This window comes from Allochromatium vinosum DSM 180 (genome assembly GCF_000025485.1).
GTDB lineage: Bacteria > Pseudomonadota > Gammaproteobacteria > Chromatiales > Chromatiaceae > Thermochromatium > Thermochromatium vinosum.
This window is the reverse complement of sequence record NC_013851.1, coordinates 449,326-464,675: the sequence shown is the minus strand read 5'-3', so window position 1 is coordinate 464,675 and position 15,350 is coordinate 449,326. Positions and strand designations below refer to the sequence as shown.

At 65.2% G+C, this 15,350-nt stretch carries 14 protein-coding genes; 2 read left to right on the top strand and 12 right to left on the bottom strand.

Annotated features, from left to right (window positions below; genetic code table 11):
- Window positions 1-184: 184 nt before the first annotated feature.
- Window positions 185-1,756: a methyl-accepting chemotaxis protein gene (locus tag ALVIN_RS01990; protein WP_012969635.1), complete on the top strand. Its 1,572-nt coding sequence runs from the start codon at window positions 185-187 to the stop codon at window positions 1,754-1,756.
- Window positions 1,757-1,765: 9 nt separating this feature from the next.
- Here the strand turns inward: ALVIN_RS01990 and ALVIN_RS01985 are convergent, their stop codons facing one another.
- The 11 genes from ALVIN_RS01985 to ALVIN_RS01935 all read right to left on the bottom strand — a co-directional run bounded on the left by ALVIN_RS01985 (window position 1,766) and on the right by ALVIN_RS01935 (window position 13,557).
- Window positions 1,766-3,253 carry a lipopolysaccharide biosynthesis protein gene (locus ALVIN_RS01985; RefSeq protein ID WP_012969634.1) on the bottom strand — a complete coding sequence of 496 codons (1,488 nt, stop codon included), beginning with the start codon at window positions 3,251-3,253 and terminating at the stop codon, window positions 1,766-1,768.
- 48 nt (window positions 3,254-3,301) lie between these two features.
- Complete coding sequence (locus ALVIN_RS01980) at window positions 3,302-4,624, bottom strand: TldD/PmbA family protein (RefSeq protein WP_012969633.1); 1,323 nt, start codon at window positions 4,622-4,624, stop codon at window positions 3,302-3,304.
- Window positions 4,621-6,129 (bottom strand): TldD/PmbA family protein, encoded by a 1,509-nt coding sequence (locus ALVIN_RS01975; protein ID WP_012969632.1) that lies wholly within the window; start codon window positions 6,127-6,129, stop codon window positions 4,621-4,623. Before ALVIN_RS01975 ends, ALVIN_RS01980 begins: the two co-directional genes overlap by 4 nt.
- Window positions 6,116-7,039, bottom strand: a complete 924-nt coding sequence (locus tag ALVIN_RS01970; RefSeq protein WP_012969631.1) for an ATP-binding response regulator — start codon at window positions 7,037-7,039, stop codon at window positions 6,116-6,118. Before ALVIN_RS01970 ends, ALVIN_RS01975 begins: the two co-directional genes overlap by 14 nt.
- Complete coding sequence (truD, locus tag ALVIN_RS01965; protein WP_012969630.1) at window positions 7,032-8,117, bottom strand: tRNA pseudouridine(13) synthase TruD; 1,086 nt, start codon at window positions 8,115-8,117, stop codon at window positions 7,032-7,034. Before truD ends, ALVIN_RS01970 begins: the two co-directional genes overlap by 8 nt.
- Before the next feature lie 8 nt (window positions 8,118-8,125).
- Window positions 8,126-8,605: a 2-C-methyl-D-erythritol 2,4-cyclodiphosphate synthase gene (gene ispF, locus ALVIN_RS01960; protein WP_012969629.1), complete on the bottom strand. Its 480-nt coding sequence runs from the start codon at window positions 8,603-8,605 to the stop codon at window positions 8,126-8,128.
- 12 nt (window positions 8,606-8,617) lie between these two features.
- Complete coding sequence (gene ispD / locus ALVIN_RS01955; RefSeq protein WP_012969628.1) at window positions 8,618-9,319, bottom strand: 2-C-methyl-D-erythritol 4-phosphate cytidylyltransferase; 702 nt, start codon at window positions 9,317-9,319, stop codon at window positions 8,618-8,620.
- On the bottom strand, window positions 9,316-9,618 hold the full coding sequence (ftsB, locus tag ALVIN_RS01950) for a cell division protein FtsB (protein WP_043795474.1): 303 nt from the start codon (window positions 9,616-9,618) through the stop codon (window positions 9,316-9,318). Before ftsB ends, ispD begins: the two co-directional genes overlap by 4 nt.
- Window positions 9,619-9,679: 61 nt before the next feature.
- Complete coding sequence (gene eno, locus ALVIN_RS01945; RefSeq protein WP_012969626.1) at window positions 9,680-10,957, bottom strand: phosphopyruvate hydratase; 1,278 nt, start codon at window positions 10,955-10,957, stop codon at window positions 9,680-9,682.
- A gap of 126 nt (window positions 10,958-11,083) precedes the next feature.
- Complete coding sequence (gene kdsA / locus ALVIN_RS01940) at window positions 11,084-11,917, bottom strand: 3-deoxy-8-phosphooctulonate synthase (protein ID WP_012969625.1); 834 nt, start codon at window positions 11,915-11,917, stop codon at window positions 11,084-11,086.
- Window positions 11,914-13,557, bottom strand: a complete 1,644-nt coding sequence (locus ALVIN_RS01935) for a CTP synthase (RefSeq protein WP_012969624.1) — start codon at window positions 13,555-13,557, stop codon at window positions 11,914-11,916. Before ALVIN_RS01935 ends, kdsA begins: the two co-directional genes overlap by 4 nt.
- Before the next feature lie 301 nt (window positions 13,558-13,858).
- Between ALVIN_RS01935 and fnr the strand changes: the two genes are divergently transcribed.
- Window positions 13,859-14,626: a fumarate/nitrate reduction transcriptional regulator Fnr gene (gene fnr / locus ALVIN_RS01925; protein WP_012969623.1), complete on the top strand. Its 768-nt coding sequence runs from the start codon at window positions 13,859-13,861 to the stop codon at window positions 14,624-14,626.
- Here the strand turns inward: fnr and dnaQ are convergent, their stop codons facing one another.
- Window positions 14,627-15,349 carry a DNA polymerase III subunit epsilon gene (gene dnaQ, locus ALVIN_RS01920; protein ID WP_012969622.1) on the bottom strand — a complete coding sequence of 241 codons (723 nt, stop codon included), beginning with the start codon at window positions 15,347-15,349 and terminating at the stop codon, window positions 14,627-14,629.
- Window position 15,350: the final 1 nt, after the last annotated feature.

The following is a 15,350-nucleotide window of genomic DNA, read 5'->3' as shown; positions in this document are numbered from 1 at the left end:
AACGGCCTAAGCCTGGTTGCGCTAACATGCGTTCCATTCGGCCCACGCCAAACTCACGGTCCGCCCCATCCCGCCCCCCATTGTTCGGGGAACGGGATGCGTGATTTGGTCGCGACGGACAACGCTCACTCAGGGATGGCGCTCAACATCCATCAACCAACGCTCAGCCGCGCCTGCACCCCACATGAAGATCAATCTGCCGGTCACGCAAAAAGAATACGACTACCCAGCGTCTTGGATCATCGTCTCCACAACCGATATCAAGGGTGTCATCACCTATTGCAACAAACCCTTCATCGAGATCAGCGGCTTCAGCGAGCATGAGTTGATCGGCGTCAATCACAACGTCATCCGGCATCCCGACATGCCGCCGGCGGCCTTCAAGAATCTCTGGGATACGGTCAAGAAGGGCAAACCCTGGCGCGGCATCGTCAAGAATCGCTGCAAGAACGGCGATCACTACTGGGTGGACGCCTATGTCACCCCGGTCTACGAGGGTGAGACCCTGGTCGGTTATCAGTCGGTACGCACCAAGCCGACGCGCGCCCAGATCGAGACCGCCGAACGGCTCTATGCCCGCGTGCGTGCGCGCAATCTGGAGGATCTGCCAAACCGGCTCATCCCGGAGTTCAGTCATACAGCCTGGTTGAGCGCCGCCTTTGGCGTGGTTGGACTGGGGGCGATCCTGGCCGCCTGGCTGGGCAATCTCTGGGTCGGCATCGGTACGCTGATTCTGGCGTTGATCCTGGCCCGGATCAGCGCCCACGCCATCCTCAAGCATATCCACGAGGCGGTGCACGTGGCCAAAAAGATCGCCGCCGGCGATCTCAGCTCACCGATCCTGGTCCAGGACAACAATGAGACCGCCGAGATCCTGCAGGCGATCAAGATGCTCCAGGCGCGCCTCGCTACTGTGATGGGCAACATCCAGGAGTCGGCGACCGGTGTCGCCTCGGCGGCCGCGCAACTGGCTCAGGCGTCGAATTCGACCCACAACCTGATGGAACAGCAGCACCAGGAGACCGACATGGTCGCCACGGCCATGAACGAGATGTCGGCCACGGTCGCCGAGGTTGCCAACAACACCACGGCCGCCGCCGATGCCGCGCACCAAGCCAGTCACAAGGCACGGGAAGGCCGCATGGTGGTGCGTCACAGCGTCGACGGTATCCGCGAACTGGCCGAAGGCGTGGGCGAGGCGGCCCAGACCATTCACCAGCTCGAGATCGAGTCGGCGAACATCGGCAAGATCCTCGATGTCATTCGCGGCATCGCCGGTCAGACCAACCTGCTGGCTCTGAATGCGGCCATCGAGGCCGCGCGCGCCGGTGAACAGGGACGCGGTTTCGCCGTGGTCGCCGACGAAGTGCGCGCCCTGGCGCAACGCACCCAGGAATCGACTCAGGAGATCCAGGACATGATCGCGCGCTTGCAGCAGGGCGCGCGCAGTGCGGTGTCCATGATGCAGCGCGGCCAGGAACAGGCCGAGCAGAGCGTGCTGGAGGCCAATGAAACCGATCACTCACTGGAGGCCATCACCCAGTCGGTCGAGCACATCAACGACATGAGCGACCAGATCGCCACCGCCGCCGAGGAACAGAGCGCCGTGGTCGAGGAGATGAACCGCAACGTCGAGAGCATCCGTCATCTCTCGGTCCAGACGCTCCAGAGCACCGACGACGTGGTGGGCGCCACCAGTCATCTGGAGGATCTCGCCGGAAGACTGATGGGACTGGTGCATCAATACAAGATCTGAGCACCGGCGTCAGACGCCAGGGATGGCCGACGCCCCTCGCCGCAACCGCCACGCCTCCCAGCCGACCACGACCAAGAAGGCCGCCATACAGACCGTACCCGCCACGAGCCAGTGCCAGCCCTGTTCCGTCACCAGCCAGCGGCTGGCCAGATAGAGTCCGATGCCAAAGGCGATATGACCCAGCACGCGCCAGACATCGTAGGGCACCGGGTAGTAGCGTCGCCCGAGTGCGTAGGACAGGACCACCATCGTCCCATAGCAGACCAGATGCGCCCAGGCCGCGCCCATGTAACCGTGGACCGGCACCCACCAGAACAGCAGTCCGATGGTGATCGCCGAGCCGATCAGTGAGACGCCCGCCCCCATGAGGGTGCGGTCGGTGAGCTTGTACCAGATCGAGAGATTGACATAGACGCCGAGCAGCAGATTAGCCAGCAGCAGCACCGGCACCACGTCCAGCCCGGAGCGATAATCAGCGCCGACAAAGTACTGGAAGACGTCGATGTAGAGCGTCACCAGCAGGAACAGGAAGACGCAGCAGAGCACGAACCAGTTGAGCACGACGGCATAGGTCCGCCCGGCGTCGTGCCGCTTGGCATAGCTGAAGAAGAAGGGCTCGCCGGCATAGCGGAACGCCTGGATGAACAGCGACATCAGGATCGAGAGCTTGTAACAGGCGCTGTAGATGCCGAGCTGCGCCATGTTGGTCGCGTCGTCGTGGGGCAGCAGATACTTGAGCGCCGCCCGGTCGAGCATCTCGTTGACGATGCCGGCCATGCCGATGACCACCATCGGCAGCGAATAGCGGATGAGCCGCTTGAAGAGTCCAGTGTCGAAGGCGCCGAGTCCGCTGACGAACTGAGGCGTGAGCAGCAGCAGCTTGAGCGCACTCGCCGCCAGATTGGCGATGAAGACATAGCCGATGCCGATGTCCGGATCCCAGAGCCGGCCAAGCAGCGACCCGGGATCGGCCTCATGCGCCTGACGGGCGACATAGATGAAAAAGATCGTCAGACCGACATTGGCGCCGATCTCGATCAGCTTGATGGTCGCGAAATAACCGGCGCGCTCCTCGGCGCGCAGCCGGGCGAAGGCCAGTGCTCCGATCGAGTCGAGCGCCAGGATGGCCGCGCACCAGCCGATGTATTCGGGATGCTCGGCATGGCGCAGCAGTGCGGCGAGCGGCTGGCTCCAGAGCAGGAAGGCCAGAAAGCAGAGCGCGTTGACCAGTACCAGGAACGAGAACACCGTTCCATAGACCGTCTCGGGCCGCCACTCGCCGCCGGCACGGAAGCGGAAATAGCCCGTCTCCAGCCCGAAGGCCAGGAGCACGGCCAGAAAGCCCATGTAGGCATAGAACTCGGCCACCACGCCATACTCGGCCGGGGCGAAGGTATAGGTCAGGAAGGGAACCAGCAGATAGTTCAGAAAGCGCCCGAGGACGCTGCTGACACCATACACGGCGGTCTGCGAGGCGAGACGTTTGAGTGGGTTCAAGGCGTTGTGGGGATACGGCTGGTTGAGGGGAATCGGGATGGCATCCGCTCAGAGCGTCAACGCGATCCCGGAGACGAGGACGCCCGGCAGCAGAACGCTGGCGCTCGAACGCCCCTCGTAGGTCTCGGGCGAGAGCCGCAGCTCGCGCTCGCGCGTGAGCGCTTCCAGTCGCGTGCCGAGCAGTGCATAGAGACTGTCGTCGAAGCGCATCACATCGATCGGGCACTGGATCTCGCCGTCCTCGACCCAGAAGGTGCCGAAGCGCGTCATGCCGGTGACGCGCGCCTCGTTCGGGTCCGACCAGTTGCAATACCAGAGATGACCGATCCAGAGTCCGGTGTCGAGCCGGGCGAGCACCTCGGATTCGGGCAGGTCGCCCGGCTCCAGGCTCAGCGACTCGGGCGAACCGGACGCGGCATTGACCGGCTCGCCGTACTCCCGCCCACTGCGTGCATCCACCAGACAGTCACCGAAAGCCCCAGCGTCGATCAGGGTCACGGACGGCGGCAGGATGAAGCCCTCGGGCGTGAATCCCGGCATCAGACCCCGTGCATGGTCCTCGCGCAGCGTGATGCGCGGGTCGAAAGCGCACTCGCCCCGGACCAGTTTGAGCAACGGGGTCTGCTGGGTGCGGTGGTCACGCAGATCGAAGCCGCCCCAGGCCAGCATCCCCATGAGTTCCTCGACCGCCGGGGGCGCGAGATAGGCCCGATAGCGCCCCGGATCGAGACGGCGCGCCGGACGGCGCAGAATCTCCAGACCGGCGCGCATCGTGCGCAGACGCTCATGCACGACATCCGGGTTCCAGTCGAAACCGCTGTAGCTCGACTTGAGCGCCTTGTCGCCGCTGAGATAGAGGCTCCAGTCGAGATTGAAGCTCGCACGCTCATGCCAGTGACGATGACCGAGCGAGCTGGCCAGCCCCGTCCGGATGAGTCCGCTGGCCCAGATCCCGACCAGATCCAGCCCCTCGGCCGCCTCGATCAGGGTCGCGACGGCCTCCTCAGCCGGCGGCAGCGCCCGAGGCTCCTGGTGCGCCATCCCGGTACTCGGCTCGGTCGCATACTGGAGATAAGGATCATCGGGCAGCACGGCGAGCCGTTCGCGCAGCCGTCCGATCAGCGTGCGGCCAAGCGCCAGATCCGTCTCGGGATCGCCGCTCAGATCGAACGCCGCCTCGGCCTGACGCGCGCCGTCGATCAGGGTCAGCGTCAACCCGGCGGCACGGACATTACCGGCCTGACGCATCCGGTTGTGATTGAGCCGCACGAAATCCGAGACCTCACCGCCCAGGTTGCAGAACAGCACCTCGTCGCCGGTCAGCCCCGCCGACAGCCGCTCGGCCAGCGTGAAGAAGGCCTCCGGCGTCATTCGCCACCCCCGAACACCGCGACCCGCCGGAACAGACAGGGCGGCGCGGCATGGCCGACATAGACGGCCTGATTCGGCTCACCCTTACCGCAGTTGAGCACACCACCGACACCCAGCGTCTCGGGTCCACCGACACCGGCGAGACTGCGCCAGAACTCGGCCGAAAGCCCGCGATAACCGGGATTGCGCACCAGCCCCTTGAGCTGACCATCCTCGATCAGGCGTCCGAGCTCACAGCCGAACTGGAACTTGTTGCGACTGTCGTCGATCGACCAGGAGCGGTTGGTGTCCATCAGGATGCCGCGCTCCACCTGCCCGACCAGATCGGCCAGACTCCCCTGCCCCGGCTCCAGATTGAGATTGCCCATGCGGTCGATCGGCGGACGATCCCAGCCGCTGGCGCGACTGGTCGCCGTCCCCGGCAGCCCCGAGCGTGCCTGCGACAGCGCACCGCCGAGCGGACGCTCCAGGATTCCGGCACGGATCAGCACCTCACGGGCGGCGGGCGTGCCCTCGTCATCCGCCGCGACCGAGATCAGCTCGCCCGGCAGGGTCGGATCATGGGTGACGTTCAACAGCTCGGAGCCATAGCGATAGTGACCGAACATCTCAGGCGTGACGAAGCTGGTACCGGCATAGTTGCGCTCATCGCCGAGGATGCGGTCGAGTTCGAGCGGATGGCCGATGCTCTCGTGGATCTGGAGCGCCATCTGATTGGGCATGAGGATGAGATCGCGCACGTCGCTCGGGCACTCGGGCGCATCGAGCAGGGCGATGGCTTCCTCGGCCAGACGTGTGGCGTCTTCCAGGAAACCGAGCCGGACCAGATTCTCCAGTCCGCCCTGAAGCCCGCCATCGGCCCCGCCGCCATGGCGACGCTGGGTCTGGCTGCCGGCATTGGCCACCACCTGAACGCCCGGATGGACATAGTCGAGCACCTGGGTCACGCGGGCGCCGGCACTGCCGATCAAGAGTTGCTCGACGCGCCGGTGGGTCAGCCAGGCTGACCAGTCCTGGATGCGCTCGTCGATGTCCAGCGCCTGATTGGCCGCCTGGAGCAGCGCCAGCTTGTCGGCCAGCGGACGCGACTCCCAGGATTCCTCGACCGGGGTGCGATAGTCGGCGACCGTGGCGCCGGGCGGCTGGAGCCGGGCGTCGAAGAGTCCGAGCCGGGCCTGGACGCGCGCCCAGTCGCGTGCACGCTCGGCGGCGGCGCAGAGTCCGGCCCGACTCAGGTCGCTAGTGGCCGCATAGCCGCTGCCCGCGCCCTCGACGACCGTGACCATGGCGCCGAGCGAGCAGCCGATCAGGCTCGGCTCGACCACGCCCTGACGGACTTCCAGATGATCCGTGGTCTCGGCGACCAGGCGCAGGGTCCAGGCGTCACAGACTGGCGCGTGCGCGACGAACGTCTGGGCGATGTCGGCGAGCCGCGCCAGATTCGGAGCACCATGGTCATCGCGTGTGGCGATCCAGGGCGCACGACGCGCGTCAGATCGAGTCATCGTCACATGCCGTGCTATCAGTGGGATCGGTCAGCGCCACACTGACCCGGACTTCGTTGCCCGCGCCGCGATACTCCATGTGCGCGAAGGCCAGATGACGCGCCATGGCGATGCCGCGTCCATGGCTGTCGAAGGCGCGCGCCGGGTCCAGATCGAGATAGCGCTGCCAGTCGAAACCCAGCCCCTGATCACGGATAGTAAAAATCAGGCATTCGGGATCGCGTTCCAGCTCGACACTGGCATGGCGCGTGCTCTGAGCCGGTTCGGCCAGTCGACGCTCGACCTCATCCTGCCAGAGCCCATCCTCGATCAGGCGGCCCTTCTGGGCGTAGTCGATCCCCAGATTGCCATGCTCCACGGCATTGAGCATGAGTTCGGACAGCCCCATGGCGACTGTCTCCGGATTGGGACACATCTGCGCCAGGGTCGAGGAGAGGACCGAGACCTCTTCGAGCGTGCGGAAGCGGAAACTGGCCCGATCAGCCAGATCGAGGATCGTCTGGAGCCGGCCGCCGATCTGGGCCAGATCCTTGCGATTGCGCCGATCGTCCAGGGCGGCGCTGACGATGCTGCGCAGCGCCTTGGGTGCATAGGGCTTGGCCAGATAGTACCAAGCACCGGCGGCCAGCCCCTCGGCGACCTGTTCGGAGCTGTCGGCCGCGCTCTGCATGATGACCGGCACGTCCCGAAAGCGCTTGTCGGCCTTGAGTCGCCTGAGCACCTCCATGCCATCCATGCGCGGCATCATGCGATCGAGGATCACGCCATCGTAAGCCTGTGGCGAGGCCTCCAGCATGGCCCAGGCCTCCAGACCATCTTCGGCGAAGGCCAATTGATGCTCGTCTTCCAGGCAATGACCGATGATCTCGAGGTTGATCGGTTCATCGTCCACTACCAGTAATTTAGCCATCAGAACCGTCCCGTCGTTGAAGCTGCTCGAAAGTGTCGACGATCTCGCGCAACACACTGGTTGCATAGGCGCCTGATGATAGACCGAACTCGAGTCTCAGGCAGCCATCGGCCAGATCCGCCGTCAGATCCGCCACCATCAGACGCAGTGAACGGCGCTCCTGTTCCAGACCCTGCCCGGCCAGTCGTTCAGGCCAGGGGTCGAGCCCAGCGGCGACGGTGTGTTCCAATCCCTGCACGTCCAGACGACTCGGCAGCTCACCCCGGCCCCAGAGCGGACCCGTTGGATGCAGATCGAAGCGCGCCACGCGTTCGTGCAGAGTCTCGTCGAGGGTCTCGGCGAGGAAGAACGAATGACGGCCGGCCAGTTGCGGACAGTCGCCGGGCTGGAGCCGATCCCAGTCGCCACGGCGCACGCGCTCGGCCAGCAGTTCGTTGAAGATCTGAGAGCGCGCCGCCGAGAGCCAGAGACCGCGCTGATGACGCGGCACCCGTCGGGCCGCGCCCGTCAGCAACGCATGAGCGCGATGGAGGTTGCCATCGTCATGGCCGAAGCGCTGCTCGCCGAAATAATTGGGTACGCCGCGCGCACGGATGGATTCCAGACGCGCGTCGAGTGCCGCCGGGTCGAGCCGGCAGTCACGGAGCCGAATCCGAAAGCGGTTGCCGGACAGGGAACCGCGCTTCAGCTTGCGTCGATGGGGATGGACTTCGAGCACCTCGATGCCTTGCTCGGCCAGCGGTCCCCAGTCCGGTTCGGGTTCACCGGCACGGGGACGCGGCAGTGAGAACCACTGCTCGGTGACGGCCCAGCGGTCCTTGAGTCCGGCGTAGCCGACTGTGGAGAGCGGCACGCCCGCCGTGGCCGCCAGCCGCCGCGCCACCCATTCGGTGTTGGCGCCGGTCTTGCGCACCCAGAGCAGGCAGTGATCGCCCTCCCCGTCCGGCTCGAAGCCCAGCACCTCCGTGACCTGGAAGTCTTCGGGTTCGACACGCAGCTGACCCGAGCCGAGCGGCTCGCCATGGGCGCGCGGCAGATCGTTGAAGGTCGTCCAGCGGGGAAGCGTCGAATCGGACATCGCGTGCTTCAGCCGTCCGCCTCGACCAGCAGCACCACCGCCGAGGCTGCGATGCCTTCGCCGCGCCCGGTGAAGCCCATGTGCTCCATGGTCGTCGCCTTGACATTGACGCGCAACGGATCGCACTCCAGATCGGCGGCCAGGGTCTCACGCATGGCCGGGATGTAAGGGGCCAGCTTGGGCTGTTGCGCGATGAGCGTCATGTCGGCATTGTGGACGCGCAGACCGCGCTCACGCAGGCTGTTGATCACGCGCCGCAGCAGGATGCGGCTGTCGATGTCGGCATAGGCGGCGTCCGTGTCCGGGAAGTGGCGTCCGATGTCGCCCAGCCCGGCCGCGCCCAGCAGGGCGTCGCACAAGGCGTGGATGAGCACGTCGCCATCGGAATGGGCGAGCATCCCCCGATCGTGCGGGATCTCGACCCCGCCGAGCACCAACCGGCGATCCGGCGCGAAACGATGGGCATCGAAACCCTGACCAATCAACATTCTGGAGCCTCGTCAGATCCGTCCCTGGCGTTGTAGATGGAAGTGCGCGAGCGGCAGATCCTCGGCCCGCGTGATCTTGATGTTGTCGGCATGGCCCTCGATCAGACGCGGGGCCAGTCCCAGACGTTCGATGGCCGAGGCGTCGTCCGTGACCAGATCGCCGGCCTCCAGCGCCTCGTGCAGTGCGCGCCGCAGCAGACCGAGCCGGAACATCTGCGGCGTGTAAGCATGCCACAGACTGGAACGGTCCACCGTGGTGTCGATGCGCTCACCGGACCCGGCGCGCTTCATGGTGTCGCGCACCGGGATACCGAGCAGACCGCCGACGTCGTCGTCGAGCAGACCGTCGATCAGCCGTTCGAGATCGTCCAGACGCAGACAGGGACGCGCGGCATCGTGCACCAGCACCCAGTCGTCGGCGTCGGCCTGCCCATCCAGAGCCGCGAGCGCATTGAGCACCGAATGACAGCGCTCGGCACCGCCCGGCGCACGCCGCACCTTGGGATGAGTGGCGTAGGCGGTCGCCTCCCAGTAGCCGTCCTCGACGCCCAGCGCCACCACCACGCCCGCGATGCGCGCGTGGTCGACGAAGAGTTCGAGCGTGTGCTCGATCACGGTGCGGCTGGCCAGTTCCAGATATTGCTTGGGCACGGCGCTGCCCATGCGCCGCCCGACACCGGCCGCCGGCAGAATGGCCCAGAGTCGTGTCGTCATGGTTTGCCCTCAGGGTTGACTGGCGCAGGCCGCTCGATGACCTGGATGAAGATCTCACCGGGTTTGATCATGCCCAGTTCGCTGCGCGCGCGCTCCTCGATCGCTTCGGAACCCTCGCGCAGATCGTCGACCTCGGCCTGGAGTTCACGATTTCGCGTGCGCAGACGCTCCAGCTCCGACTCCTCGAAGGCGATCTCACGCTTGAGACTGTGCAGCTCGGCGATACTCCCCTCACCAACCCAGAGGCGGTACTGGAGCGCGCCCAGGAGCAGGATCAACACCAGGATCAGCCAGTGCATACGCAAAACCATGCGACTCAGGGTCAGGGAACGCCAGGCTCCGAGACCCCGACGGATGGCCTTAGAGCCACTTGAACGCATCGCGACCGGCATAGACAGCCTCGTCGGCCAGCTGGTCCTCGATGCGCATCAGCTGATTGTACTTGGCCACGCGGTCGGAACGCGACAGCGAGCCGGTCTTGATCTGACCCGCGCCCGTGGCGACCGCCAGATCGGCGATGGTCGAGTCCTCGGTCTCGCCCGAGCGGTGCGAGACGACTGCCGTGTAACCGGCCTTGTGCGCCATGGCGATGGCTTCCAGGGTCTCGGTCAGGGTGCCGATCTGGTTGACCTTGATCAGGATCGAGTTGGCGATGCCCTTGTCGATGCCTTCTTGGAGGATGCGGGTGTTGGTGACGAAGAGGTCGTCGCCGACGATCTGCACCTTGTCGCCCAGACGCTCGGTCAGGCGCTTCCAGCCGTCCCAGTCGCCCTCGGCCAGACCGTCCTCGATCGAGAGGATCGGATACTTCGACACCCACTGCTCCAGCAGGTCGATCATGCCGTCCGAGCTGAGGGTACGGCCCTCGCCCTTGAGGACGTACTGACCGTCCTGATAGAACTCGGAGGCGGCCACGTCCAGCCCGAGATAGATGTCGGAGCCGAGCTTGAAGCCGGTCTTGTGGATGGCTTCGAGGATGGCCTCGATCGCCGCCTCGTTGGAGGCCAGATCGGGCGCGAAGCCGCCCTCGTCACCGACCGCCGTGGCCAGACCGCGAGCGTGCAGGACGGACTTGAGCGCGTGGAAGACCTCGGCGCCGTAGCGCACGGCTTCGCGGATACTGCCGGCGCCGACCGGCAGGATCATGAACTCCTGGAAGTCGACGCTGTTGTCGGCATGTTCGCCGCCGTTGATGATGTTCATCATCGGCACCGGCAGGCGGTAGGGGCCGCTGGCGAGCGACTGATAGAGCGGCAGGGCCTTTTCCTGTGCGGCGGCATGGGCGACGGCGAGCGAGACGCCGAGCAGGGCGTTGGCGCCGAGACGGGCCTTGTTGTCGGTGCCGTCGAGTTCGATCATGCAGCGGTCGATCGCGGTCTGATCGGCGACGTCCATACCGACGATGGCCTCGCGCAGCTCGCTGCGGATGTTGGCCACGGCGGTCAGCACGCCCTTGCCGTTGTAGCGCGACTTGTCGCCGTCGCGCAGTTCCAGCGCTTCGCGCGAGCCGGTGGAGGCGCCGGAGGGCACGATGGCGCGGCCGATGGCGCCGTCGGCGGTGATGACGTCGGCCTCGACAGTCGGATTGCCACGGGAATCCAGCACCTCACGGGCGCGGACGTCGACGATTTCGGACATGGTGGATGACTCCTTGAGGATTCAAGAGCTACGGATAGCTCGGTATTATTCGATATGTTGATGCGGTTTGTGCAGAGGATGGTCTGGTGAATTCGGTCAGCACACCACCCTATGGACAGCAAACGCCTAACCCTGCTCGACGAATCCAGCCGTTTTGACCAAGCGATCGATCTCGACGAGGGTCGACAGCAAGTCACGCATCCGACGGAGCGGCCAGGCATTCGGGCCATCACTCAGCGCGCGATCGGGATCGGGATGGGTCTCCATGAAGAGTCCGGCGACACCCGCCGCAACCGCCGCCCGCGCCAGCACCGGAACGAATTCGCGCTGCCCGCCCGAACTGGTCCCCTGCCCGCCCGGCAACTGCACCGAATGCGTGGCATCGAACACCACCGGACAGCCGGTCTCACGCATGACGGCCAGCGAGCGCATGTCCGAGACCAGATTGTTGTAGCCAAAGGAGACGCCGCGCTCGCAGACCATGACCCGATCGTTGCCGGTCGCGCGCGCCTTCTCGACCACATGCTTCATGTCCCAGGGCGCGAGGAACTGACCCTTCTTGATATTGACCGGCCGCCCCTGCTGGGCGACGGCCTGGATGAAGTTGGTCTGGCGACAGAGAAAGGCCGGGGTCTGGAGCACGTCGACCACGGCGGCGACCTCAGCGAGCGGCGTGTCCTCGTGCACATCGGTCAGCACTGGCACACCGATGGTCGCGCGCACCGACTCCAGAATCCGCAAACCCTCCTCCAGGCCCGGCCCGCGAAAGCTCGCGCCCGAGGAACGGTTGGCCTTGTCGAACGAGGATTTGTAGATGAAGGAAATGCCGAGCGCCTCGGTCAGCTCCTTCAGCGCCCCGGCGGTCTCCTGTGCCAGCGTCTCGCTCTCGATGACACAGGGTCCGGCGATCAGAAACAGCGGCCGGTCGAGACCGACCTCGAAACCGGCCAGCGGCATCATGCGGCGGGTTCTCCGTTGAACTGACGCTGTACCAGGGCCGCGCGCACGAAGCCCTCGAACAGCGGATGCCCATCGCGCGGGGTCGAGGTGAACTCGGGATGGAACTGACAGGCGATGAACCAGGGATGATCCGGGATCTCGATGATCTCGACCAGCCGGTTGTCGAGCGACCAGCCCGAGAAGCGCATCCCGGCATCCTTCAGGGTGTCGAGATAGGCGTTGTTGAACTCATAGCGGTGGCGATGGCGCTCGCGCACCTGCGGCTGACCATAGACCGAGCGCGCCAGACTGCCCGGCTCCAGCCGGCAGTTCTGACCGCCGAGCCGCATGGTGCCGCCCAGATCGTCGCTCTCCGAACGGGTCTCGATCCGCCCCTGCTCATCGCGCCACTGAGTGATGAGCGCGATGACCGGATGCGGGGTCTGGCGGTCGAACTCGGTGCTGTGCGCGCCCTCCAGATCCGCCATGTGACGCGCATATTCGATCACCGCCACCTGCATCCCGAGACAGATGCCGAGATAGGGCACGCGCTGCTCGCGCGCATAGCGCACGGCCATGACCTTGCCTTCGACCCCGCGCTCGCCGAATCCACCCGGCACCAGGATGGCATCGAGCCCGTCGAGACAGTCGGTGCCCTCGCGCTCGATGACCTCGGAGTCGACATAGACGATCTCGACCTTGGTGTTGGTGTGCACGCCGGCGTGCGCGAGCGCCTCCGACAGCGACTTATAGGCCTCGGTCAGGTTCATGTACTTACCGACCATGCCGATGCGTACCGACTGCTCGGGATGATCGAAGCCGTCCATCACCCGATCCCATTCGGCGAGATCCGCCTCCGGCACATCGAGATGGAACTGGCGCACCACCAGCTCGTCGAGGCTCTGAGCATGGAGCAGGCGCGGGATGCGGTAGATGTTGTCGGCGTCGATGGCCGAGATGACCGCCTTCTCCGACACATTGGTGAAGAGCGCGATCTTGCGCCGCTCCTCGTCCGGCAGCAGCTTCTCGGCGCGGCACAGCAGGATGTCGGGTTGGATGCCGATGGAGCGCAGCTCCTTGACCGAGTGCTGGGTCGGCTTGGTCTTGATCTCGCCGGCGGTGCGGATGTGCGGCACCAGGGTCAGATGCATGAACAGCGAGTTCTCCGGCCCCTCCTCCACCCGCATCTGACGGATGGCCTCCAGGAACGGCAGCGACTCGATGTCGCCCACGGTGCCGCCGATCTCGACCATGGCGATGTCGGCACCCTCGGCGCCGAGCCGGATGCTGGCCTTGATCTCGTCGGTGATGTGCGGGATGACCTGCACCGTGCGCCCGAGATAGTCGCCCCGGCGCTCCTTGCGGATCACGCTCTCGTAGATCTGGCCGGTGGTGAAGTTGTTGTTACGCCCCATGCGTGTACGCAGGAAGCGTTCGTAGTGGCCCAGATCCAGGTCGGTCTCGGCGCCGTCGTCGGTGACATAGACCTCGCCGTGCTGGAAGGGGCTCATGGTGCCCGGATCGACGTTGATGTAGGGATCGAGCTTGATCATGGTGACGCGCAGACCGCGCGCCTCCAGCAACGCCGCCAGCGAGGCCGATGCAATGCCTTTGCCCAGCGATGAAACCACACCGCCGGTGATGAAGATGAACTTTGTCATAGTGAATGGGAGCCGAGGGAGGGTCGAGGGAGTCGGGAATCGTGACTCGGATGCCTGGACAAACTACCAAAATCGCCGCACCGGCTCAATCCGATCCTGCATGGCGTGGTTTGTTGCAGGCGCCTCGGACGCTTTGGCGGAGTCGCGCATCCGGAACGACCTGAAACCAAAAGTGTAAGAAAACATAAGCACTTGAGTTTCAGAGGGGAACGGGTTAAAAAACGCCGGCACTTGATCTAGATCAAAAACAAAATCATATAGCCCCAACATCGGGCCATGATGAGGAATGAGGGCGGAAGTCTTGAATCAGAGTACAGTGATCTCGATCGAATCCATCCGCGTGGCGTGCCGCCACTGCACCCTCTCCTCGCTCTGCCTGCCCATGGGACTGACGCCCGAGGACGTCGAACGTCTCGACGACATCGTCAAGCGCGCACGGCCACTGCATCGCGGTGACATCCTGTTTCGCGAGGGCGACCGTTTCCGCTCGCTGTTCGTCGTCAAGACCGGCTCGCTCAAGACCTTCGCCCCGAGCAGCGAGGGTGGAGAACAGGTGCTCAGCTTCCATCTGCCCGGTGAGATCCTCGGCTTGGACGCCATCGACAAGGGCGAGCACGCCTGCTCGGCCAGCGCCCTGGAGACCTCGGCCATCTGCGAGATCCCCTTCGGGCGGCTGGAGGAGCTGACCGCGATCATCCCCAGCCTCCAGCACCAGATGTACCGGCTGCTCAGCAAGGAGATCGGCCAGGACACCGACATGCTGCTCCTGCTCGGCAAGAAGAACGCCGAGGAGCGGCTCGCCGCCTTTCTGCTCAGCTTCTCGCAGCGCCTGCACAAACGCGGACTCTCGGCGACTGACTTTCACCTGAGCATGTCCAGGCACGAAATCGGCAACTATCTGGGGCTGGCCGTCGAGACCGTCAGCCGTCTCTTCACCCGTTTCCAGGACGACGGCCTGGTGCGCGTCGAGCGCAAGCACATCGAACTGCTCGATCTCCAGGGACTCGAAGAGATCCTCGGCGGTGTCGGCCCAGGACGACGCCAGCCCCAACGTCAACATCACACCTGATCAATCCGTCCCGCCGAGCCAGACACAACCGCCGCTCGCCTTCCAGATCGCGTCCAGCCGCACGCGATGCGCCTCCAGCTCAGTCTGGGTCGCCCGCACCACCCGCAGGCGCGGGCGTTCGGGGTCGAGGCGACCGCGATGCACCGGACCCTCGCCCACGCCCGAGCCGTTCATTCCCTCGCCACCGAGATACAGCGAGACCTGCCCGCCGGTCATCGCCAGATAGACATCGGCCAGGATCTCGGCGTCGAGCAGCGCTCCGTGCAGCGTGCGGTGCGAGTTGTCGATCGCATAGCGCTTGCAGAGCGCGTCGAGTCCGTTGCGCTGGCCCGGATGGAGCTTGCGCGCCATCAGCAGGCTGTCGGTCACGGTGCAGAGATCGGCGATGCGCGGAGCCTCGGCGCCGCGCCACAGGCCGAACTCGTGATCGAGGAAGCCGACGTCGAAGGCGGCGTTGTGGATGATGAGTTCAGCGCCGCGCAGATATTCGACCAGCCGCTCGGCACGCTCGGCGAAGCGCGGCTTGTCGGCGAGGAAGGCGTTGCTGATGCCGTGCACGGCCTCGGCCTCGGCGTCGATCTGGCGCTCGGGGTTGAGATATTCGTGGAAGTTGCGTCCGGTCGGGCGGCGGTCGACCAGCTCGACGCAGCCGATCTCGATGATCCGGTGGCCCTCGCGCGGCTCAAGACCCGTGGTTTCGGTATCCAGGACGATCTGACGCATC

What these genes read in the sequence shown, in the direction of transcription:
- ALVIN_RS01975 (WP_012969632.1), bottom strand. Translation starts at nt 6,129, where the DNA reads ATGACTCGATCTGACGCGCGTCGTGCGCCCTGGATCGCCACACGCGAT.
- eno (WP_012969626.1), bottom strand. Translation starts at nt 10,957, where the DNA reads ATGTCCGAAATCGTCGACGTCCGCGCCCGTGAGGTGCTGGATTCCCGT.
- ALVIN_RS01990 (WP_012969635.1), top strand. Translation starts at nt 185, where the DNA reads ATGAAGATCAATCTGCCGGTCACGCAAAAAGAATACGACTACCCAGCG.
- dnaQ (WP_012969622.1), bottom strand. Translation starts at nt 15,349, where the DNA reads ATGCGTCAGATCGTCCTGGATACCGAAACCACGGGTCTTGAGCCGCGC.
- ALVIN_RS01980 (WP_012969633.1), bottom strand. Translation starts at nt 4,624, where the DNA reads ATGACGCCGGAGGCCTTCTTCACGCTGGCCGAGCGGCTGTCGGCGGGG.
- ftsB (WP_043795474.1), bottom strand. Translation starts at nt 9,618, where the DNA reads ATGCACTGGCTGATCCTGGTGTTGATCCTGCTCCTGGGCGCGCTCCAG.
- kdsA (WP_012969625.1), bottom strand. Translation starts at nt 11,917, where the DNA reads ATGATGCCGCTGGCCGGTTTCGAGGTCGGTCTCGACCGGCCGCTGTTT.
- ispD (WP_012969628.1), bottom strand. Translation starts at nt 9,319, where the DNA reads ATGACGACACGACTCTGGGCCATTCTGCCGGCGGCCGGTGTCGGGCGG.
- ALVIN_RS01935 (WP_012969624.1), bottom strand. Translation starts at nt 13,557, where the DNA reads ATGACAAAGTTCATCTTCATCACCGGCGGTGTGGTTTCATCGCTGGGC.
- ispF (WP_012969629.1), bottom strand. Translation starts at nt 8,605, where the DNA reads ATGTTGATTGGTCAGGGTTTCGATGCCCATCGTTTCGCGCCGGATCGC.
- ALVIN_RS01970 (WP_012969631.1), bottom strand. Translation starts at nt 7,039, where the DNA reads ATGGCTAAATTACTGGTAGTGGACGATGAACCGATCAACCTCGAGATC.
- truD (WP_012969630.1), bottom strand. Translation starts at nt 8,117, where the DNA reads ATGTCCGATTCGACGCTTCCCCGCTGGACGACCTTCAACGATCTGCCG.